The organism is Ancylomarina subtilis (assembly GCF_004217115.1).
In the GTDB taxonomy this organism is placed as follows: Bacteria; Bacteroidota; Bacteroidia; order Bacteroidales; family Marinifilaceae; genus Ancylomarina; species Ancylomarina subtilis.
Genome location: NZ_SHKN01000004.1, coordinates 46,652 through 68,937, shown reverse-complemented (window position 1 = coordinate 68,937; position 22,286 = coordinate 46,652). Strand labels below are relative to the sequence as shown.

At 36.8% G+C, this 22,286-nt stretch carries 18 protein-coding genes; 9 read left to right on the top strand and 9 right to left on the bottom strand.

Going from position 1 to position 22,286, the window contains the following annotated elements; translation table 11 throughout:
• The 3 genes from EV201_RS14495 to EV201_RS14485 all read right to left on the bottom strand — a co-directional run bounded on the left by EV201_RS14495 (position 1) and on the right by EV201_RS14485 (position 3,091).
• Positions 1–381 carry a hypothetical protein gene (locus EV201_RS14495; protein WP_130308365.1) on the bottom strand — a complete coding sequence of 127 codons (381 nt, stop codon included), beginning with the start codon at positions 379–381 and terminating at the stop codon, positions 1–3.
• 197 nt (positions 382–578) lie between these two features.
• The gene (locus EV201_RS14490; protein ID WP_130308364.1) at positions 579–2,171 is read right to left on the bottom strand and encodes a dipeptidase; all 1,593 of its coding nucleotides are present in this window, start codon (positions 2,169–2,171) and stop codon (positions 579–581) included.
• 74 nt (positions 2,172–2,245) lie between these two features.
• On the bottom strand, positions 2,246–3,091 hold the full coding sequence (locus tag EV201_RS14485; RefSeq protein ID WP_130308363.1) for a CvfB family protein: 846 nt from the start codon (positions 3,089–3,091) through the stop codon (positions 2,246–2,248).
• Positions 3,092–3,360: 269 nt separating this feature from the next.
• Between EV201_RS14485 and EV201_RS14480 the strand changes: the two genes are divergently transcribed.
• Positions 3,361–4,359 carry a sugar phosphate isomerase gene (locus EV201_RS14480; RefSeq protein ID WP_130308362.1) on the top strand — a complete coding sequence of 333 codons (999 nt, stop codon included), beginning with the start codon at positions 3,361–3,363 and terminating at the stop codon, positions 4,357–4,359.
• Between the two features lie 95 nt (positions 4,360–4,454).
• Here EV201_RS14480 and EV201_RS14475 read toward each other — a convergent pair whose 3' ends face one another.
• Positions 4,455–5,681 carry a serpin family protein gene (locus EV201_RS14475; protein ID WP_130308361.1) on the bottom strand — a complete coding sequence of 409 codons (1,227 nt, stop codon included), beginning with the start codon at positions 5,679–5,681 and terminating at the stop codon, positions 4,455–4,457.
• A gap of 464 nt (positions 5,682–6,145) precedes the next feature.
• Between EV201_RS14475 and EV201_RS14470 the strand changes: the two genes are divergently transcribed.
• The 5 genes from EV201_RS14470 to EV201_RS14450 all read left to right on the top strand — a co-directional run bounded on the left by EV201_RS14470 (position 6,146) and on the right by EV201_RS14450 (position 12,073).
• Positions 6,146–6,868 carry a glycosyltransferase gene (locus EV201_RS14470; RefSeq protein WP_242610499.1) on the top strand — a complete coding sequence of 241 codons (723 nt, stop codon included), beginning with the start codon at positions 6,146–6,148 and terminating at the stop codon, positions 6,866–6,868.
• Positions 6,868–7,491, top strand: coding sequence for a lipid-A-disaccharide synthase N-terminal domain-containing protein (locus EV201_RS14465; RefSeq protein WP_130308360.1), 624 nt, complete (start codon positions 6,868–6,870; stop codon positions 7,489–7,491). Before EV201_RS14470 ends, EV201_RS14465 begins: the two co-directional genes overlap by 1 nt.
• 62 nt (positions 7,492–7,553) lie before the next feature.
• On the top strand, positions 7,554–9,194 hold the full coding sequence (locus tag EV201_RS14460; protein WP_130308359.1) for an ArnT family glycosyltransferase: 1,641 nt from the start codon (positions 7,554–7,556) through the stop codon (positions 9,192–9,194).
• A 134-nt stretch (positions 9,195–9,328) separates the two neighbouring features.
• Complete coding sequence (locus EV201_RS14455; protein ID WP_130308358.1) at positions 9,329–10,282, top strand: GDP-mannose 4,6-dehydratase; 954 nt, start codon at positions 9,329–9,331, stop codon at positions 10,280–10,282.
• A 219-nt stretch (positions 10,283–10,501) separates the two neighbouring features.
• A complete protein-coding gene (locus EV201_RS14450; RefSeq protein ID WP_130308357.1) occupies positions 10,502–12,073 on the top strand; it encodes an ArnT family glycosyltransferase in 1,572 nt (523 codons plus the stop codon).
• A gap of 108 nt (positions 12,074–12,181) precedes the next feature.
• Here EV201_RS14450 and EV201_RS14445 read toward each other — a convergent pair whose 3' ends face one another.
• From EV201_RS14445 to EV201_RS14425, 5 genes are all read right to left on the bottom strand, one after another.
• Positions 12,182–12,814: a YgjV family protein gene (locus EV201_RS14445; RefSeq protein WP_130308356.1), complete on the bottom strand. Its 633-nt coding sequence runs from the start codon at positions 12,812–12,814 to the stop codon at positions 12,182–12,184.
• A 196-nt stretch (positions 12,815–13,010) separates the two neighbouring features.
• Positions 13,011–14,213 (bottom strand): 6-phosphofructokinase, encoded by a 1,203-nt coding sequence (locus tag EV201_RS14440; RefSeq protein ID WP_130308355.1) that lies wholly within the window; start codon positions 14,211–14,213, stop codon positions 13,011–13,013.
• A 102-nt stretch (positions 14,214–14,315) separates the two neighbouring features.
• Positions 14,316–14,972, bottom strand: coding sequence for a DUF4159 domain-containing protein (locus EV201_RS14435; RefSeq protein WP_130308354.1), 657 nt, complete (start codon positions 14,970–14,972; stop codon positions 14,316–14,318).
• Positions 14,973–15,038: 66 nt separating this feature from the next.
• Positions 15,039–15,740 carry a 16S rRNA (uracil(1498)-N(3))-methyltransferase gene (locus tag EV201_RS14430; RefSeq protein ID WP_130308353.1) on the bottom strand — a complete coding sequence of 234 codons (702 nt, stop codon included), beginning with the start codon at positions 15,738–15,740 and terminating at the stop codon, positions 15,039–15,041.
• A gap of 71 nt (positions 15,741–15,811) precedes the next feature.
• Positions 15,812–17,005, bottom strand: coding sequence for a Pycsar system effector family protein (locus tag EV201_RS14425; RefSeq protein ID WP_130308352.1), 1,194 nt, complete (start codon positions 17,003–17,005; stop codon positions 15,812–15,814).
• A gap of 324 nt (positions 17,006–17,329) precedes the next feature.
• On the opposite strand from EV201_RS14425, the gene EV201_RS14420 reads away from it, so the two are divergent.
• From EV201_RS14420 to EV201_RS14410, 3 genes are all read left to right on the top strand, one after another.
• A complete protein-coding gene (locus tag EV201_RS14420; protein ID WP_165389675.1) occupies positions 17,330–18,178 on the top strand; it encodes an SdiA-regulated domain-containing protein in 849 nt (282 codons plus the stop codon).
• Between the two features lie 61 nt (positions 18,179–18,239).
• Complete coding sequence (locus tag EV201_RS14415; RefSeq protein ID WP_130308350.1) at positions 18,240–21,851, top strand: BamA/TamA family outer membrane protein; 3,612 nt, start codon at positions 18,240–18,242, stop codon at positions 21,849–21,851.
• A gap of 55 nt (positions 21,852–21,906) precedes the next feature.
• Positions 21,907–22,281 carry a response regulator gene (locus EV201_RS14410; protein ID WP_130308349.1) on the top strand — a complete coding sequence of 125 codons (375 nt, stop codon included), beginning with the start codon at positions 21,907–21,909 and terminating at the stop codon, positions 22,279–22,281.
• Positions 22,282–22,286 lie beyond the last annotated feature (5 nt).

The window sequence follows — 22,286 nt, the reverse complement described above, 5'->3', positions numbered from 1 at the left end:
TTATCTAAATAGGCTATGGCATAATTGGGGTTGGTCCTTGGGGGGTGCTCTGCCTAATTTCCTTAAGAATAAAATAGTGATGTATTTTATTTGTTGAAATTCATTTTTATCAGAGTTGATAAGTGTCTTATCAAAATGATAGATTACAGCAGCGGTAAAGAAAAGGAGTGCAATATTTGCCAGTATCAGCAATTCATCTTTATCGTGATGGTGATTCTGTGGAGGATTACTCGTTTTATTGTAGGGGTGAGCATGAATAATAACGGAGCCATCAAATAAAATTTGACTGTGCGTAAATAGAATATTATTAAGGATTAATAAACCAATTACACCTACGCATAGATAGACTATTCTTTTTATATTGTGTTTGACTTTCTCCATTCATCCACAAAAATAGTTTAAATTGAGTCTAAATAAAAACAACTCAAGAATGTTATTTTCAATATTTTATTTTTTTCTTGAAGGTAAAGACATTTTGATTGCATGTTCAGTTTAAACTTTTTCTTTTTTCTCTTTTGGAAAGGCATAAAAAAAGCAGCCCGAAGGCTGCTTTAAAATTTTATATGGTGTGTGGAGATTTAGAATTTCTCATCGTAATTTGTCCAAAGACCATCACCAATTTCCCAGGCTTTTTCAACCACTTCATTTCCGAGCTTAATGCTTCTATTAGTTAGGAAAGCACGACGTTTGCGCTTGCTAAGGGATAAATATTGCTCATCAACTTTAGCTTGTTCTTCGAAATATTGCTTTTGCAAAGGCACAAACACTTTATCCACATCGTGACGCATATCGCCCCAGCGTTGTGCGGTTAATGTGCTTAGACGGTTGAATGCCCACCATGCTGAAGTTCGCGTATATCCCAACTGACGGGCTTTTACTTTGTAAGATGGTGCCAAATCGGTTGTGCCGGCATAAACAGGAATATAGATTGATGTGGCTACATTATCCTGAGCCAGCCATGCAATACCACCGATATCGTCTGGTAACCAGCTACGACATTGAATGATGGTTGCATACATGGTGTACCAACGGGCAATAGTACGTTCTCCAAGTTCGCCCCAGCCACCATTCACTTTGAAAAGTTTATTCATGCCGTAAGGCATAAAAGGGTTGGCAAAAGGAGAAATGGCTTCTTTGCCATCCTTATCGGCTTGCTTGATGTTTTTTACAAAATTGAATGGTGTGCCTTCATAATAATCTTTGAAAATCTCAACCAATTTATCCATAGTCACCTTCTCATCAGGTTTCACTGAGAAAGGAAAATCTTTAGCTGTTGGATCCAAATCTAAAGAAGGAGCAGCCATTGAAAGCACGCGCCATTCTCTACGACGTGATGCCATAGATCGACGACTCTCAGGAGCATAGGCGTAATTCCATTTAAAGGTTTCCTTTTCAGGATTGTACCAGCCATTCTCTTGAGCCACCTCGAAGATATTCTCAGAAGCCATAAAGTAATCGCTATTCTTCAAATCGATTTCTTTGATGGTTGAGGCATTGGCATTGACCGCAATATGATCATCCGGTACACGTTGAGCCACCCAAACGGCACCCACTTTGCCTTTACCCGGACCGACCACTTCGAAATGCCAAACCTCTTGCTTGTCAGCAATGGTTAAACATTCGCCATAGTCTCTCCATCCGTATTTTTTTAATAGCTCATCAGCCATTTTAATTGCCTCACGAGCCGTAGAGCATCTTTCAAGCATCAACTGTTCCAGTCTTTGACAGTCGATTAAACATTTGTCTGAGAATAGTTCTTCGTGTCCGCCGAAGGTTGATTCTCCAATAGCCAATTGCTTTTCGTTGATGCAAGGGTAGGCGGTATTTAGAAACTGATAGGTTTTGGAAACCTGATCGATTTCACCAATTTTTTTATGCTGATAGGTTGGCATGCGCAAACTATCGTAGGCCGAGCGTTCGAAAAGTTCGAACTTGCTGTTTTTATCGTGCGTTTTGGCAGGAACAACGGACATCCAACCACGTGTGCGGTGACTATCGTCGGTATGCGATGTGATAACCGATCCGTCAAATGTTGCTGATTTTCCTACAGTAATGGTGGTGCAACCTTCGGGTACACCATTTTGCCAATCGGATTTATCTTGTGCTATGCTTGTTGCTGAAGCAAAGCAAAGACCGATAAAAAGCAGTGACTTAAATTTTCTAAGAATCATGATTGTGTTAGTTGGTTGTGTATGAAAAAAGAGACAATGAAAGGGTTTAATCTTGCTATTGTCTCTTTCAGTTTTTATTTTTCGGTTTTAACCAGATGTATACCATCTTTTTCGATGGTAATCAGGCGTTGCTTGTAGAGTAAGCCAATCACTTTTTTAAAGTTCTTCTTACTCATTTGTAAGTTGTCGTAAATTTCTTCTGGTGAACTTTTATCGTTGAGAGGTAAGAAACCATTTTCCTTTTTTAATATTTCAAACAGTTCTTCGCCTACGCGTGGTACTTCAAGATGATAACCTTGCTGTTGAAGGCTAAGGTCAATCTTTCCATCAGGACGTACTTTTTTAATCCAGGCTTTGTAAACATCCCCTTCGCGGATGGCACCAAAAATTTCATTGTTGTAAAGGATGCCCATGCCTTTATTGTCGATAATGGCAGAGTATCCCAAATCAGATTGATGTCCAATCATAATGCTGACTTCCTGACCTTCTGTAAACTCGGCATTTAAATCTTTAATAATTTGTTCAAGTTTAGCTGTAGCTGCAATACGTCCGGTTTTTTCATCAACGTAGATATAAACCAAATAACTTCGACCTTCTTCCATTTTCATTTTTTGCTCGCGGAAAGGGCAAAGCAAATCTTTCATTAATCCCCAATCGAGAAAGGCACCTACCTGGGTGACCGCCTTAACTCGCAACCATGCAAATTCACCTACAATAGCATATGGCTTTTCAGTCGTCGCAATCACACGGTCTTCTGAGTCGCGGTAGATAAAAACCTTGATGGTATCGTCCAGTTGGGTTTTTTCAGGTACATAGCGGGTTGGTAGTAGAATTTCGGTTTCGTCTTCTCCTGTTAAGTAAACGCCAAAGTCAACCAATTTGGCAACTTTTAGTTCGGCATATTTTCCAATTAAACTCACGTTTTTTTGTTTTAGTATGTGGTACAGGCCCTGGTATCGAGCTTGATATTAAGGCTTAGTCATTTTATCTTGAAATGATTCATCTTTGGTAATGAGGAATCAGAGATCAAAAGTACGCATCTTTTGCGACTTTTTTTGCCTAATCTCTTTTTTAGAATCAGACTTTGATGCAGAATGATTTGTGTTTGAACAATTCGTCTAAGTTTTTGAATAGATGAAGGGCTGGCTTTGAAATATATTCTATTTTTGAGCCGATTAAAGTAAGTATTATGGCATATTTGAATTTAGTAGATTTTTCGGTTCATCCTTCGGATTTAGAACGCTTGGAGGGGGGCTGGAAAGGTCTGAAAAAATATATAGAGGCTAGTCAGGCTGATGGGCTTGAATTACTGATTGGTTATGAGCAAGCATCCGATGAAATACCAAAGGAATTGGTGAAAAGTATTCACCTGCCTTTTTGGATTACCTGGCTTGATGTGTGGCGAAAAGGAGAGCTGGGCTTAAAAACTTATTTTCCACCCATGCCAGCCGACCATATCCAGTATTGCTGTGGAGGGAGGAATCAGCAAGAGATGATAGCCACACAAAAGAAATTGTGGGAACTAGCTGCTGAATACCAGCCCAAACAAGCGGTGATGCACGCGGCACATGTGGAGTTGGAACATGCTTTTACCCGCAAGTTTACTTATACCGATACGGAAGTTTTACAGAATTTTGCGGAACTTTTAAATCGAACGTCTCAGGAATTCTCTGATGGGGAGCCTCCTTGTGTGATTGGTATTGAAAATCTCTGGTGGCCGGGTTTAAATTTTAAAGATGCGTTTCAAACGGATGATTTTGCAGCTTCTTTGAATTTTGATAAATGGAATTTGGTTTTGGATACAGGCCATTTGATGAATACCAATCCGAAATTACGGTGTGAGGATGAGGCTGTGGATTTTGTTCTGGAAACATTATCCCAATTATCCGCTGATATCAGAAAACGGATTCAATCCATGCACTTGAATCTCAGTTTATCAGGTGAGTACCAGTTGCAACAAATTCGCCAAGGCTTACCTGCCGATTGGGAAAACCTGACTCATGGCGAGAAATACAGCTCAGCCAGAAAGCATGTGCTGAAAATTGATCAGCATCTGCCTTTCCAAACACAACGTGTCAAAGAAATTGTTGATTTCATTCAACCCCATACGGTGATTCACGAATTTATTACACCAAGCATGGCGATATACGACGACTATTTGCAAGAGCAAATGGGTGTATTGGTTTAGTTCTAAATGCATGTGAAAAATCCTCGTAAGTATATTATACTTATGAGGATTTTTTGTTCTAAGCTTTATCAATTCAGAAGAATTGAAACAAATGTTTATGGTTTTTTAAAAGTTCCCATAAACACTATGGAATTGGTTTGTTTTTCTTTTATAGCAAAAAAGAAAGGTTTGTTAAGTTTTATAAAATTTGACGGTCCTACTGAGTTAACACTTACCTCAACGACAGTGGCTGCTGCTGCTTCAGCTCCTTCCTCATTCACTTCAATAAAGGATTGGTGGATGACACGTGAGATTTTTAAAGGTAAATCTCTACTTATTCCTGAAAAATCTGCAGTATTTGAGAATGGATTTTCCATTCCCAACTGAATGAGAATATTACTTAACTCTTGCTTGTATTCAAATTTGAATTTAGGAAGATGCACGTTTAATTCCAGTTTTGAAAATGAATTCATCCATTGGTTCCAGTTTGAGTCATTAAGCTGATCAACAACATCGGCTATTTTTTTGTTTTCATTAGGCAAAAGGATGGCCATGGAATAATCATTGTTCCCATAAGGTAATTCAAGAGCTGTGAAAACATCATTATTCAGGTATCCAACGTGCATATTTGTAGTCATATATTTGGCTGTTGAATTTACAGCATCTTCGTCGGTAAATATTCCACTGTAGGTGTTTTTAATATCAAATGAATTTGCCCATTTACCCTTAAAATAAATGGCATTGATCAGGTACATGAATGCATCGCAGTCAATTCTATCTAAAATATTTTGAATTTTACCTTCCGTATTATCTTCCACCCAATTATTTATGGCATTCAGAGTTGAGGGGTTAGAAAAATCCTCGATTCGGAATTCTGAATTATAAAATTCTCGGATGTTTTTTCTGAATTCTTCTTCAACATTTGTTCCCTGCTTGCTCCATACCGAATTGGCAATATTCATTTTCACTTTAGGGTCTGTTTTCTTCAAGTAGTTCTGTAGATTTTGGTAAATGGCATTAATTTGGTCGCGTGAGAAATCAGTGAGGTGTAGGGTGTTTTCAAATGCCGTTTGGGTTTCTCTTTCAGCGCCGTTGTAGGTCATGGCCAAGGCTAGAGAGATACTAATGGGGGATATCATCATGTTTTCAGCTGAATCATCCTGATATATTTTTTTGAATAAATCAAATCCAAATTCATTATTGGACGCAATGACGGATTTGGCTTCCAACTCCATGTTTTCGGGAAAGGGGGTGGGCGCAGTTTTTTTTTTATCTGAGTCGAATAAATCACAGGAAACTAGAATCATTGATGACATTATTGTAAAAAATAAAATACGTTTCATTAGTTCGAGGTTTTAATGATAAACTGATTTAACTAATTATAGAATTAATTGTTGGAATTTGATTCTAAGATGTAAGAAAACATAAAAGGTTGCTTTTGGTTTTGTAAGTTTTTGATTTAAATGTGTTTTTGTTTGTAATCCTGAGGGGGAATTGTATCTATTGTTGTCAAATGTCACGAAGTTTTCAAAAGAATGTTATTTTGATACGGACAGATGTCTGATTATAAGTATGAAAAAATGCATTTGATGTAATCAATAATTATTATTTTTTATAGTGGATTGTACATTTGTATGCTGTTTCGTGTTATTGTATAGTCGTTTATGAGCATCGTGAATTAAGCTTAAAAAGCTGAGCTTTTAGTTTGAGCCCAAGCTTGTTTTTTATAACTTGCCGATCATTTTTTCATGTGTGTGTTACGGTGCTGATTATCGTATTTATACATAATATAATCTATAAATTAAATATGGAAATGGAAGGGATTGAGTTTACAATTATTGTTCCTGTTTTTAATGAGGAAGAGAACCTGCTTCGACTTGAAAGTGAACTTTCAGCTTTTCTTCAAATCGCTTTGGTACCTTCCCGGGTTTTATTTGTGAATGATGGGTCTACAGATAATGGACAAGAGATAATTGAACTGATTTGTCAACGAAATGAGGCGTTTTCTTATATTTCACTTTTAAATAATTGTGGTTTGAGTGCTGCTATTAAGGCGGGGATTGATTATTGTGATAGTCCTTATGTTGGGTATATCGACTCTGATCTGCAAACCAGTCCGGAGGATTTTAACTTGTTATTGGAACATCGCAAGGACTTTGCGCTTGTAACGGGTATGAGACAAAATAGAAAGGACAGTTTTGTGAAAAAAATGAGTTCGAAGATCGCTAATAATTTTAGACGTTTCATGACCAAGGATGATGCTGAGGATACAGGTTGTCCATTAAAAGTTATTGAAACTTCTTACGCAAAAAAAATGCCTTTTTTTAAGGGAATGCATCGCTTTATTCCTGCACTAACATTGATGCTGAACGGGAAAGTAAAACAAGTCCCTGTTCGACATTTTCCAAGAATTGCCGGAGAGGCTAAATACCATTTGTTTAATCGTTTGACCGGGCCTTTTCTCGATTGTTTTGCTTATCGATGGATGAAGAAACGATATATCGATTATGAAATTTCAAAACAAGGATAATGAGCAATTACTTTATTTTTGGCGTCGGATTTTTGGCGCAGGGCCTATTTGCAGCCCGTTTAATTGTTCAATGGATTCAATCGGAGAATGCTAAAAAATCCCTTTCTCCAACAATTTTTTGGCAGCTTAGTATTTTAGCTGCATGGCTCTTATTTGTCTATGGTGTATTAAGAGATGATTTTGCCATTATTCTGGGGCAAGTTATCACTTACTTCATCTATATTCGAAATCTGCAATTGAAAGGGAATTGGAAAGAGTTACCTTTAATATCCCGAATTGTTTGCTTGATAAGCCCTCTGTTTGCTTTTGGTTACATGGCTGTGAATTTCGAAAGCAAATTGCACCTTCTGTTTTATAATCAGGATATTCCACTTTGGCTTCTGGTATGGGGCAGTATGGGACAAATTATTTTTACCTTTCGTTTTATTTACCAATGGATTTACTCAGAGAAGAAAGGTGAGTCAGTACTTCCTTTAGGTTTTTGGCTGATAAGTTTAATTGGAGCCATGATGATTCTGTCATATGCCGTTTATCGTAAAGATCCTGTTTTATTAATGGGACAGGGGTTAGGTGCCGTTATTTATGCTCGAAATATTCATTTGATAAGGAAGAGTAAAGCCTAAGACAGATTTGGCTGAATCAATTGGGTAAATTTTAAAATTATAAAAATCAAAAAAGAAGTCTCATGCAGAATAAGCGCTTGTTGCATTTCACTACACTTAGTGTGGTTTGTGTATTTGCATTCTTCCTGAATAATGGCAGTTTGTTTGTAAATATAATGGAGGCACGCAATTTTGTAACTGCCCGTGATATGCTCGAGCATGGAAGCTGGCTTATTCCCAACATGAATGGTGAACTACGATTGGCAAAACCTCCTTTCCCAACTTGGATTACTGCGATTTTTGGCGGTTGGTTTGGAATAGATAATATCAGTATGCTTCGTTTTCCTGCGGGAATTATGGGAAGTTTACTTGTGTTTTTCGCCTATTCTTTATCCTTCGAATTGCACAAAAACAGAACCTTGGCTTTAATCGTTGGTTTTGTTTTAGCGACGACATTTTATGTCTTTCATATGGGGAGGACCGGAACCTGGGATATTTATTGCCACAGTTTTATGGTGGGAGCCATTTGGCTTTTGGTAAAAGCCTGGCAAAAAGAGGGGGCAAATTGGAAGCTCTTTTTAGGTGCTGGTCTTATGTTAGGATTATCATTCCTGAGTAAGGGCCCTGTGGCCTTTTATAGTGTGCTTTTTCCTTTTTTAGTGATATACATCACATTATATGGCGGCAAACCCGTTGTAAATAAGTGGCGCCCTTTATTACTTAGCATTTTTGTATTCTTAGTTATTAGCTTTTGGTGGCCTGTCTATATTTATTTTATGCATCCCGAAGCGTTGGCTGCTGTTGCTAAACTCGAATCGGGGTCATGGATGAACAGACATGTCAGACCATTCTGGTATTACTGGAATTTTCCAATTCAATCGGGTATATGGACCTTATTTGTTACAACAGCTTTATTATTCCCTTATGGCTTAAAGCGATTTCAGGAACACAAGGGGTATAAATTAGCTCTTATATGGACTTTGGCTTCTGTTTTTCTGCTTTCATTATTGCCTGAAAAAAAAGATAGATACCTACTGCCTGTATTGATTCCATCAGCTTTTATTGTCGCTTATTATCTCAATTATTTATTGACTGTGTTTAAGGAGAATAAGGCGGATAAGTGGGATAAAATCTTGTTTGGGGTTAATGTGTTTTTGATTGTATTGGTCACTTTTGCAATTCCCTTTGCTTTGTTCTATCTCTTTTATTTGCCAGGGTATATATCATTGGTTATTTTTATCCTACTGACTATTGTGTTTGAATTCCTTTGTGTATTGCTGATCGGGGCATGGAAAAGGAAAGACGTTAATAAACTGTTGATAGCGATTGGTTTCTTGACTTTAACATTTCAGGGGCTTATAATGCCACATGTTGGACAATTTATAAATAAGAATCCTAACTTTAGAGATATCAGGGAAGTGCGTCAAATGGAATCGGTGAAGTCCCTTAATTTTTATAGCATAGGGAAGGATGGTTTCCGAATTGAACTGGTTTGGGAAATTGGTCGAAATGTAACTCCTTGGGATTATGAAGAAAACGCTGAATTGCCAGAGAACAAGGCGTTTGTTGTTCTTTCTAGTCAAAAACCTGAAGACATATTGCCAACAGAAATTAAAGATCGGATTGAGATTGAAGTTTTAGACTATTTTGATAACAACCGTACGGGGAATAGAGCTCGGTTTCAAAAGTACCTGTCTGTTATAAGACCCAAAAGTTTAGAATAGAATATTTTACAAGTATTGCGTTAACGGTTAATCAAAACTAACGAATTATAAACTGAACGCTGTCCAAGATTTCTGACACAGTTGGAAAATGTGTGGGCACTTCTATATGGCAAAAACTAAAAAAAGATAATCACATGAAATCAATTATGGTAACGGGTTGTGCTGGATTTATAGGATCCCACGTATGTGAAAGACTTCTGGAACAAGGGTATCAGGTTGTTGGACTTGATAATTTTGATCCTTTTTATCCCAAAGCTGTAAAAGAGCGAAATATGGAGGGGTTTAGAACTCATTCAAATTTTAGTTTTTATGAAATTGATCTGAGAAAAGAAATTCCCGTCAACCAGATTGAAGAGAATGTTGATTTGATTATACATTTAGCTGGTAAGGCTGGGGTCAGACCTTCCATAGATGATCCGAAAAGTTATATTGACAGCAATATCACGGCGACTCAAAATATTTTGACCTATATGCGCGAGAAGTCGATAAAGAAAATGGCATTTGCATCTTCGTCATCTGTTTATGGCAATACTGAAAGTGTTCCATTTCAGGAAGATTCCAAATTGGATGAGCCTATTTCGCCTTATGCCTTTACCAAAAAGAGTTGTGAATTATTAAACCATACCTATCATCATTTATATGATTTTGACATTATAAATCTCCGTTTTTTCACAGTTTTTGGTCCCAGACAACGTCCGGATTTAGCCATTCACAAATTCTTGCGTTTAATGCGGGAGGGCAAATCTATTCCAGTTTTTGGAGATGGAACCACAGCTAGAGATTACACCTATATTGAAGATACTGTAAGCGGGATTATTCAAGCTTGTCATTATTTGGATACCCATCAGTCTGTATATGAGACGATAAATTTAGGAAATTGCTTTCCGGTACTTTTAAGTGAGCTTATTGAGGTCTTAGGTAAAGAAGCCAAAGTTGAAACATTGATAAACAGATTGCCAATGCAGGCAGGGGATGTAAAACAGACTTATGCCGATATTTCCAGAGCAGAAAAATTAATCGGCTACAAGCCACAGGTCAGTTTTGCTGAAGGTATCAAACGATTTGTAAAGTGGTTTGATTGTAATTAAATGATATCCCTGTGAGGTCTTTTCTATTTTTATAAAGTTGGGTTAAATCTCATTATTTTATAAAAAACATTATTTGCAATTCGTGGCTTTTACAGCTGCTTTGGTGGAAAATGAAGTGTAATATTTAAATGTAACTCTAAAAAATAAGTAAATTAAATGGGTGTGCTGGAAGTTTAAGGATCTTCAGTTCAGTTTTATAGATTCATACCTGTTTAATTTATGATTAATCGTTTACGACACTATACACATCGTTTATCTGAGTTTATCCCGGAAAAAATAGCTTTTATTTTTTCTGGCAGGAATTCCGTGTTGTATTTATTTCTGGCCTTACACGTCTTTATTGCAATATTAAGAATTTTGTATGTACAGTTTGGCCCTTTAGAAATTGATTCAGAAGAGGCTCAATATTGGATATGGTCTCGACATCTTCAGCTAGCTTACTACTCCAAACCCCCTTTAATAGCCTATTTGAATTGGATTTCTACGTCTATTTTAGGTGATACACTTATTGGTATTCGGATCAATGCCATTCTCATTGGGTTTGCTACTGCTATGACCTGCTATTCTCTTGCTTTGGAACTTTTTCATGATCGAAAAACAGCTGTTATAGCCTCTTTCTTGACCTATGCCATGCCTTTTATTTGGATTCCTTCATTATTTTTTACCACGGATAGTCCTCTTTTGCTATTTTGGCTTCTGTCTCTGCTTTTCTTTTGGAAAGCTATTAAAAATGATTCTTTAAAGAATTGGGTTTTGTTTGGCATTAGCTTTGGTTTGGGTATCATTTCCAAGTATACAATATTATTCTTAATTCCTGGGCTACTTGTATTTATATTGCTGAGTCATTCTTATATTCTTCGAAATCGAAAGTTCTATATGGGAATTGGTATAGGTCTTTTGTTTTTTTTACCGGTTCTTGTCTGGAATATTAAAAATGACTTTGTAAGTTTCCGTCACCTTCAATATCTCAGTGGTGCTAATGATGTTTCAGTTCCGATAAAAAAGACGGCTTTGAATTTATTGGAGTATATTCTTGGACAAATAGCTGTATTGTCTCCATTTTTTATCGTGTTTTATTTTAAAATTATAAAATCGTGGATTCGGAAACAGCTTTCGGATGAAATGTTGTTTCTCATTCTTCCGGGGATTTTGGTTTTTATTGCATTTTTACCAATAGCATTTGCCAGAAAATCAGGTATCAATGTCAATTGGCCCATGTTTGCTTACGGAGCAATTCCGATTGCTTTGGCTCATTGGGCAGTCATTAAAAAGAAAGTTGGTAGTCTGGCCCTGTTGGCAAGTACAAGTTTTATCTTACTTTTACTTTTATCCAATTTATCGGTTCTTGATAGAGTGGGGATCCAGAAAATTGTTCCTGCAGAATTGGATCCCACAAAGAAATTGACGGGTTGGCAAAGTCTTGCTACACATATTGATTCTTTGAAAGCCAATATACCTGATACACGTTTTTTTGTTTTCTCCAATAGTTATCATATCAGTTCCGAATTGCAGTTTTATCTCGATAAACAACCAACAACTTACATCTTAAATTATAATAATCGGATGAATCAATTTAGCCTTTGGCCAGGACTGGAACAGTTTACTAATAAAAATTATTATGGAATTTATATTAGCACAGATCCACTTAAGGACGACTTAAAGTCAAGTTTTGAGCAGCTAGACTCTTTTACCACTCGAAGAATTCTTCACCGTGGAGCAGAAACTTATAATTTTAAAATCTACGTTTTAAAAGATTTTAAGGGATTTGATGAGAAAAATAGTCATTATTAAGTATTTCTTGAAACAGTTTTTTGTTCGGATTTAAAATTTAGCTTATAAAAAAATCCCAAAGCTTTGGCTTCGGGATTTCTTATGTCGAGTCTGAATTAAAGTCATTAATTACAAGCTTTTACACATCACTTTTTTGCCTTCACGAGTGCAGGTTTCGAAGCCCATTTTTTTGATGTACTTCAAGTTGTCTTCAATATCTGAATCGCAAACAATACATTTTACATCGTGTTGAGAAAGGATGTCGCTAAGTTTTTGATACAAATAGTTGGCAACCTTAAAGTCGCGGAACTGGGGAAGTGCATAATCAATATCAATTTTAAAGATATCATCTTTAACCTCACCAATAAAGATGCCTGCAACCGACATATCGCGCAATACAAAAACATTTAATTTGCCTTCAGTTCTTGTGAAATCAGGGAAGAATTTAGCAATATCTTTCTTGTATGATTCCAGATAGTAGTTTAGAATTTCATCGTTTCCGTTGATTTCAATGACTTTGAAGTTTTCCTTATGCTGATACATTTTTACCAAATAATAAATATTGGTGCAAACAATTAAGAAGTTCATGAAGGCTACAGGGTAAGAGCCAATTAAAAAACCATAAGTTGAAAACAGGGCGGCACCTAACATGTTATACCAGCGTAACTTTACAATTGAAGTCATCGAAAGTGACACAAATACGATTATTGACGCTGCATAACCTAACCATTCCAAATAAGAAATGCCTAAAAATTCTAACATACTAAAATAAGTTTGTTCTGCTGATTTAAATTCAGCTGAGTTAATAAAAAAAGATAATGGGATGGTTGAAATAGTAGGGTGCCCATGGAAGGCGGTGCTAAAATAGACAAATTAATTGAAAGGATAAAATATGAATTTGCTTTAATAAAGTAAGAGTGGCTACATGATTGAGTAGCCACTCATGCAATACTTTGGATTAAAGACTTGTCATTAAAAAGAGAGGTTGCAGTTCAAAACTATTGTATTTGGGACGCAGGCGTTCGGTGTTGTAGTAACGGTCAATATCCACGATTTTTTTCGAGCTGGTTATGATATCGATTGGCGCATTGTCGTAACGCCCATTTCGAAGGGTAATCAATCGTCCGTGTATGCCTTTTATAATCAGATCGAGTGCCAGGTTGCCAAATGCCATAGGAACAATGGAATCGATGGCATCGGGATCGCCGCAACGTACTAAATAGCCTAATTTTTGATTAATTACATTTACGGGGACTCCCTTATTGTATTCGAGTGATAAGAGTTTCATTTGATCAGAGACGCGTTCACCAATACCCCCCAGTTTTTTGTGTCCATAGTCATCCGTCACGTTATCCTGGAAAATCATTTCTTCACCTGTAAAAGCAGCCCCTTCGGAAATCAACACAACTGAATAGCGACTGGGATTTTTGTATCGATCCTCAAGCATGAGTTGGGTGAGTCGATGAATGTCGAATTTGTGCTCGGGAATAACACAACGGTTGGCAGCACCTGCCAGTGTGGGCAAAATAGAAGTGAATCCGGCATAACGGCCGAATACCTCAAGCACCAAAAAGCGTTCGTGTGAGCCAGCTGAGGTTCTTAAGCTGTGAGTTAAGGATATGGTTCGGGTTATACAGGTACTAAAACCGATACAGTAATCCGTTCCAGGTACGTCATTATCCATGGTTTTCGGAATCGCAACAACTTTAAAGCCTTCCATGTCCAAGCGGACCGCATAACTTAGGGTGTCGTCACCACCAATAGGAATTAGGTAATCGATATTAAGAAAGGCCAGATTGGCCAGAACTTCTTCCGTAAGATCGTTAACTTCAGCATTGTATTTATCCTGCAAGTGTATTGGAACGCGGGATTTTGATGTTTTTGATGGATTGATGCGGGAGCTGTGCAGAAAGGTTCCGCCGGTTCGACCGACTCTATTGACCAATTCTTCCGTTAGGATGGAATAATTTTCGCTATTATCTGCTTTTTCATCTCTTATAATATCAATCAATCCTTTCCACCCCTTGCGGATGCCTAAAACGGTGTAACCTTCGCGCAATGCTCTGATGGTTACGGCACGAATGGCAGGATTTAGACCCGGAACATCACCGCCACCTGTTAAAATGCCTATGACTCCTTTGGTATTCTTTGGTATTTTCATAGCGATCTCCTTTTATCATTAATTCCTATTATAAGGTAATGATTTTTTCTTTTAAAGAAGATAGCTTTTGTGGGTAGATTTATGAAGTGAGCCGCTTGGAATCTAATGCGAAAAAACGAAAGCTAAAATATTGGCCCCCATTTTAAGTGCTTTGTTATGATTCTCTGTAGTGTCGTTATGCACCGATGGATCTTCCCAACCATCACCCAAGTCGCATTCGTAGGTATAAAAACACACGAGGCGTCCCTTATGGAATATACCAAAACCTTGTGGGGCTTTTCCGTCGTGTTCGTGGATTTTGGGTAGTCCTGTCTTAAAATCATAAACCTGATGGTAAATGGGATGCGAAAAGGGCAGTTCAACAAGTTCTTCTTTAGGGAATACTTTTTTGATTTCTCTTCGGAAATAGGCATTTAAACCATAATTATCGTCTACATGCAGGAAACCTCCCGCTTCGAGATAGAGGCGTAGGTTATGAGCCTCTTGACTGTTGAAAACGATATTGCCATGGCCTGTCAGGTGGACAAAAGGGTAGGAGAAGAGTTCGTTGCTTCCTACTTCAACAGTGGCAGGTTCGGCTTGAATATTGGCAATTTTATTGGTCTTACAAAATTCAATCAGATTGGGTAATGAGCTGGGATTGGCATACCAATCGCCTCCACCATTATATTTGAGCAACGCAATGCGCACCCCACTTTCTTGTGAGAAAGCATTGTGGTTAAACAAAATGATAAAAAACAGAATAATGATTTTTTTCATTGAGGTAGCGTGCTATTTTACAATTAGGATTAGATTTTTAGTATTCTTAAATCAATAATTTGAAATTTACTGGTTTGCCAAACTTATAATATTACAAGCCACAACTCCTGCCGTTTCAGCTCTCAATCGACTTGTTCCCAGAGTAATTTCTTTGAATCCATTTGCTCGTGCTAATTCAACTTCCTGTGGGCTAAAATCTCCTTCAGGACCAATAAGAATTAAGGCATTCTGGTTTGCAGAGTACAGGTTTTTTAAATGCGTTTTTTCTCCCTCGTAACAATGTGCAATATATTTTTCACCATCAAAAGGAGTTTTTACCAAATCTTTAAATTTAGTTAGTTCGTTTAATTTCGGGTGGTAAGCTTTTAAAGATTGTTTAACCGCTGATGTGATGACTTTAAAAAGGCGATCGATCTTAACCACTTTTCGTTCTGAAAACTGACAAAGAAGAGGTGTGAATTCATCTATGCCAATCTCGGTACATTTTTCCATATACCATTCTGTCCGTTCGATATTTTTAGTTGGTGCAGCAGCAATATGTAGCTTGTAATTTAGTTTTTCAAATTCAGCTTGTTTTTCAATGCATTCTACGGTACATCTTTTAGGATGCGCATCAATGATTTTGGCCGTAAACAGGTTGCCTTTGCCATCAATCAAATGAATTTGATCGTCTTCTTTCAAGCGAAGAACACGAACACAATGTTTCGACTCAATTTCGTTTAATTGATAAAATTTATCTTCTATATCGGGTGTGTAAAACAAGTTCATTGTGCTATTTTGATTTGAGACAGTTGGTTTATGGTTGATTTAATCACCAACCTTATTCATTACTCGTACAATTAAAAGAAAACGGGTTGGTAGATGGCTGCAAAAATAAAACTAAGTACCGATATAATTAAACCAAACATGAAAATTGTATAGGATATGCGCAGTAAATTGTACTTTTTACCCAGTACAACTCCCAAATAATATTGGTCTTTAATCAAACTGTCGTACAAATCGTCGTAGTTAACCATCAAACCTTTTAACGCTTTAGAATAATCATCAACATGCATGCGATGAAAATTACCAAAGAAAAGAAGGTTCACTTTTTTTTCTTCAACATCTTGTTGCGAAAAAGTTCCGGATGTTACGTTGGGTCTGGTAGCCAAAACGGAGTATATAATCGTTACCAAACTGACGCCTAAAAGAATCAAACAGGGGATTATGAAGTGAGGGACTTCCATGATATTCTTAAAAATGAAAAAAATGGCAGAAATGATGATGGAATTTACTGATATCATCAGGTTGGCTTTCTTATCGGCAATGGAACTCAGGTTAATTTGATTTCGTGACGTAACCTTAAACATGGTTTCTATACCACGTTGAGGCATCTTTAATTTTAGGTTTTGGTTTTCAAGTTTAATTACTTTCTCATTGAGTTTTTGAATCTCTTTATTTTGATAGGAATTAACCTTCTCAGTTACTTTTTGAATGTTGAGTTCCTTCTTTTTTGCCATTACCTTTTTGCCATATTCAGTACAGTAGTTGTGTTTTTTTAAGAAGTTTAGAGTTTCTTCCCAGTAGGTTTTGGTTGAAATTTCGTGTTCGATTAAGGCAGATCTTTCTTCACGCAGTTTATCTGATGATTTCATGAAATTTTTCGAAGATAAATGTTGTAAATCGGCATCACAAAGAGCCTTCGAAATATCACATTCGCACGCTTTATAGGGCAGTTTGGTATTTATAATCGCACTCGAAACTCGTTCAATTTTCTCATTGGGGTAATTTTTTTCTTTTAAAAATTCTTCAGCAATTTTACTACTGGTTGCTTCATGGTTGATAAAACCTTGAAAATAGCCGGTGTCATGAAACCAGGCGGCAAGTATTAAGATTTCCATATCTGCTTCTGAAAATTCCAATATGGTTCCAATTTTACCTGCATGTTTTACCACATTTTTTGTGTGTTCCAGATTGTGGTATGTATATATGGGCTTGTGATTTTTCTCAAAAAAATCAATAACAAAAGCTTCTGCTTGATCTATAATAGACATAAAATAAGATGTTGAAATCAATAAAATGTGAATGATTAAAGATAGCAATAATCTTGATTCATTCGGGAGCTGGATTTGTTCGTCCGATGAATAGAGGGAATTATTTTGGAAAAGGATGGCCTGTAGAAGGCTTTATTGTTTAGTTTTTGCTGTTTGTTTTCATTCATATTGTTGGGATAATGCTTGGGTTTTGTTTATTTTTATCAATGAAAATAAAATCGAACTATGCCTTGTCTAAAGAAAGTTAAGCTGTTGATATTGTTGGTCTTTGTTGTGGTTTTTTCTGCGTGTTCAAAGAATAAAAAAAACAAACAAACTTGCTTCTTGTCAGAAAATTATACTCACTTCCCTTATCGTATTAATCAGCCCAGTAGAACCTATATTTTAAGTAAGGAATTAAGAGAGATTTCGGGCTTGACCTATAAAGGAGATCATAAGTTGCTTTGTATTAATGATGAACAAGGCTATGTTTTTGAGTACGATATTCAGAAAAGAAAAATTACTCAGCGAATTAAGTTTGCAAAAAAAGGTGATTTTGAAGCAGTGGAAATGATGGATAACAAGGTGGTTGCTTTGCGTAGTGATGGCAAGTTGTATTTTATTAATGACATGTCTCATTCAAAAAGTGAAAGCATTAAAGTGAAAACAGGACTTGGGAGCAAAAATGATACAGAGGGTTTGGCATATGATGCTTCCAATCAAACTTTGTTAATTGCTTGCAAAGGGCTTGCTCATAAGGATTCGAGTTATATGGATAAGAGAGCAATTTATCGTTATTCCATTAAGGACAGTAGTTTGAGTAAGTATCCTGATATCCTGATTGATCAGGGAGAATTAGAGACAATTTTGAATTTGGATGCATATACGAAATTTTCGAATAAGTTATTAAAGGGTATTAATCCTTCCAAGGGGAATCTGACTTTTCAACCATCCGCTATAGCCATACATCCAATCAGTAGAAATATCTATGTCTTAGGCTCGGTTGGGAAATTACTTTTGGTGTTAAATCCTCAAGGAGAATTGTTAGCTGTGAACAGATTGAAACGTAAAATTTTTCCTCAACCAGAGGGCATTTGTTTTACGCCTGACGGGACTCTTTTTATTTCAACAGAAGGGAAGATGATGTCAGGCAAAATATATCAGTTTGATTACAAGCCCGTTTTGAAGAATTGATGTGTCAGCTCATTTAAAAGGTGATCACTTTGTTTTATTATTGATTATTTCAAAAACCTCAATGGCAAAATATATATATTATCTGTTTTTTTCTTTGGTATCTCTTAATGTTTTAGGGAATACAGAACGTCCTGTTTTAGATAGTACTCAACTGATGCATAGCGTCTATTTTGTGGGTGATATTGGTGAGGGACCGTTGGTGGAAGCTAATATGAAAATGCTCAGTGGGCAATTGTCAGATTCTGGAAAGGACGGAACCCTGGTTGTTTTGGGAAATGTCATTTCGAAAGAGTACTTAAATTGTGATAGGGAAGATGAAGAATTTGAAAGTGAAGATCTGAATCATTTCCTTGATTTGGTTAAAGATTTTGATGGAGAAGTTGTTTTTATTCCTGGTGATCAGGAGTGGACTCTGAATAAGAAAAACGGCTGGGAATCATTAATGAATTTTGAAAACTATGTTGAGGATTATTTAAATAAGGGAGATGTGTTTTTACCATCGGGAGGGTGTCCCGGACCGATTGAAATTGAACTAAGCGATGATATTGTTCTTTTGGTTGTTGACTCGCAATGGTGGTTGCATTTTGGTGAGAAACCTGAATCTGAATGTGGATTTGAAAATACGGCCGACTTTTTAATTCAGTTGAGTGATGCTTTCAAACGAAATGAGAATAAGAAACTAATTTTAGCTAGTCATCACCCCTTGTATAGTGGTGGAAAACATGCCGGTAATTTCCCTTTTCCAGGTCCCGTTGAACTGTATCGAAAATTCCTGGGAACCCCTCAGGATTTTGCTTCGCCATATTATAAGCAAATGCGTTATATGGCTAAAAAGATGCTTGGGAAATCACCTCGGTTGATTTCTGTTGCTGCTCATGATAATAGTTTGCAGTTTAAGCAAATAGGTGATTCTTATCAGGTTGTTTCGGGTTCAGCAAGTCAAACAAGTTATGTGAATGAGAAAAAAATGGATTTTGCTTTGCGCGAAGTCGGTTTCTCCAAATTGAATTTTTACGAGGATGGTCGAGTAATTCTTGAATTCTGGGCGGTGGGTCGAGAGGGCCAAAAAGCACCACGTTTGGCTTTTTCCAGATGCCTTTATCAACATATTAGTTCCTCAGATAATGAGATCTTAAAGCGTGATCAATCGATTGATTTTTCAGACAGTACAATAAGCATTGCTGCAAGCCAGGTTTATAATACAACAAGTCAATTTAAATTAAACTATTTAGGGCATAATTATCGTGAGGAATGGAGGACACCGATTAAGGTCCCCGTTTTTGATATCGGTAAGGAAAAAGGAGGATTGAAAATTATAAAGCGGGGAGGAGGTCAGCAGACGAGATCGTTGCGTTTGGAGGCTAAGGATGGGCATCAATATGTTTTGCGTTCAGTTGAAAAATATACCGAGAAAGCCATTCCTCAGAGTCTTCGGAAGACATTGGCAGCTGAAATTGTTCAGGATGGTATTTCGGAGTCTTACCCATATGCTGCTTTGGTTGTGCCTAAAATGGCAGAGGCTGCAGGCGTTTACCATACTCAACCCAAAATTGTATATGTGCCTGACGATCCTCGTTTTGGAATTTATCAGGATGGTTTTAAGAATGAACTATTCTTATTTGAAGAAAGGGCTTCCGGAGATTGGTCGGATTCCGGCCTATTTGGTGGAAGCAAAGAGATTTTAAGCACAGATAAACTTTTGAAAAAGCGCTATAAAAATTCCAATATTCGTATTGATGAGGATGCTGTTTTAAGAGCCCGCCTTTTTGATATTTTTCTTAACGATTGGGACAGGCACGATGATCAGTGGCGATGGGCAAGTTTTGAAGAAGATGATAAAACGATTGTTCGGCCTATTCCTCGGGATAGAGACCAGGTTTTTTTCTATACTGATGGGAAACTTCCATGGTTGATGCGTCGAAAGTGGCTGATACCTAAATTTCAGGTGTTTGATTCTATCGTTGAAAATGTTTCAGGGTTGGGGTTCAACTCCCGCTATTTTGATCGTAGTTTTTTATCGTCAAAAACAAAAGCAGATTGGGAATATATGGCTAACGATCTGAAATTCAAATTAAGTGATGAGCTTATTGAATCAGCCGTTTCGGATTTGCCGACTGAAGTATTTGCAATATCCGGAGATATTTTGATTTCAAAACTAAAAGCCCGACGAGATCTTCTGCCTCAAATGGCCATGGATTTTTATTCCTTTTTAGCAAAGGGAGTTGATGTTGTGGGAACCAATGAAAAAGAGCTCTATCAGGCCAATTGGCAAAACGATGGTAGTTTGAATGTAAACGTGTTTCATTTATCAAAAAAGGATAAAAAGAGGGATCTCATTTATGCAAGAACCTTTTATCCGGATCAAACAGATGAGGTTCGGCTATTTGGTTTAAAAGGTAAAGATCAGTTTAAAATACAAGGCAAAACTGAAGGTAAAGGAGTCAGACTTAAACTTGTAGGAGGCAAAGGTAAAGATCAATTTGACTTGCAGGATACCCGAAGAGGTTTGGTGAGTGTTTATGACAAAACAAAGCTTCATATTAATAAGGATGCCGTTTATAGGAATAAAACATCGAACAGTGCTGAGGTAAATGTGTATAATAGAAAAGCTTTTAAATACGATATTGTCAGCCCAATGCTTAACGGGAATTTTGTGAGTGATGATGGCCTGATCTTAGGGGCGGGTGTTAATTACACATCACATGCGTTCAAAAAAGAACCGTTTGCTTCCAAGCATAAACTTTTAATTAATTATGCGTTTAATTACCCTTCTTATCAAGTTAAATATCTGGGTGAACTAAAATCTATTTTTAGAAATATAGATTTAGAGGGAAGTGTAAATTATAACTCACCAAATTTTCAGGGCTATTATTACGGAATGGGAAATGACAGTGAAAATATACAATCTGACGACAATACCTATAATAGACTGCGTTTTGAAAGGTTGAGTATAAATCCGCGATTGAGATTTAATTTTAATACAAATCATCAAATAAAAGCAGGTGTTTTTTTCGATCAATCAAGGCTGCAAAGGACTGAAAATCGGTTTGTGACAGATTTTTCGAATCTTAAGTATGATTTAGATCCCAATAAGGATTTTTCGACAAGGAAATATTTAGGAATAAATATTGATTATATTTGGGATTCCAGAAACTCAGAAGTACTTCCTTCGCGAGGGATTTACTGGCAGTCGGCTTTTCAGGTTTTCAAGGGGTTAGGACGGAACGATCGGGATTTTGACCGGGTTTCGTCTGACATGCGCTTGTTTTTCAGTTTCAGTCCACCTGCAAGAACTGTTTTAGCTATTCGAGTTGGCGGGGCGTATAATTCGGATGGTTATTCTTTAGTTCATGCGAATAGGTTGGGGCTGAAATCAAATTTAAGAGGATTTGCATTGGATCGATTTGCTGGAGACGGTGTCTTTTATCAAAATACGGACATTCGTTTCAGATTATCACAGTTTAGAACGTATTTGCTAGCTGGTGAGTTTGGTATTTTAGCCTTTAATGATGTTGGACGAGTTTGGAGTTCAGGAGAACGGTCAGAAACGCTGCACCATGGATATGGAGGTGGTTTGTGGCTTTCGCCTTTTAAATTGATGATAATTACGGCTAACTATAGTTGTTCTAAGGAGGATAATCTCTTTTCATTGGAATTTAAATATATGTTTTAGGCAAGTCTGGAAAAGTTGATTTTATTGACATTGAGGTGTAGAATTAAATGTTACGATGGTAGAGAAAGCAAGTTGTAAAATCCTTTTAGTGGAGGATGATTTCATAAATGGAAAGATTGTAAAAACACTACTTGAAAAAGCCAATTATAATGTGGAATGGGTTAAAAACGGGAAAGAAGCTTTGGAGATTCTTATTCCTAACTCAGGGGATTATGGTTTAGTTTTAATGGATATTCAGATGCCAATTATCAATGGATATGAAGTCAGTCTCAATTTGAGAGAAATTGGCATTAAGATTCCTATCATATGTATGACGGCTAATGCTTATTCTGATGAAAATAGAAAGTCGAAAGAAGCTGGAATGAACGATTATATTTCAAAACCCGTAACTAAAACGGTTCTTTTTGAGATGTTAGATAAATATTTGTAGATCAT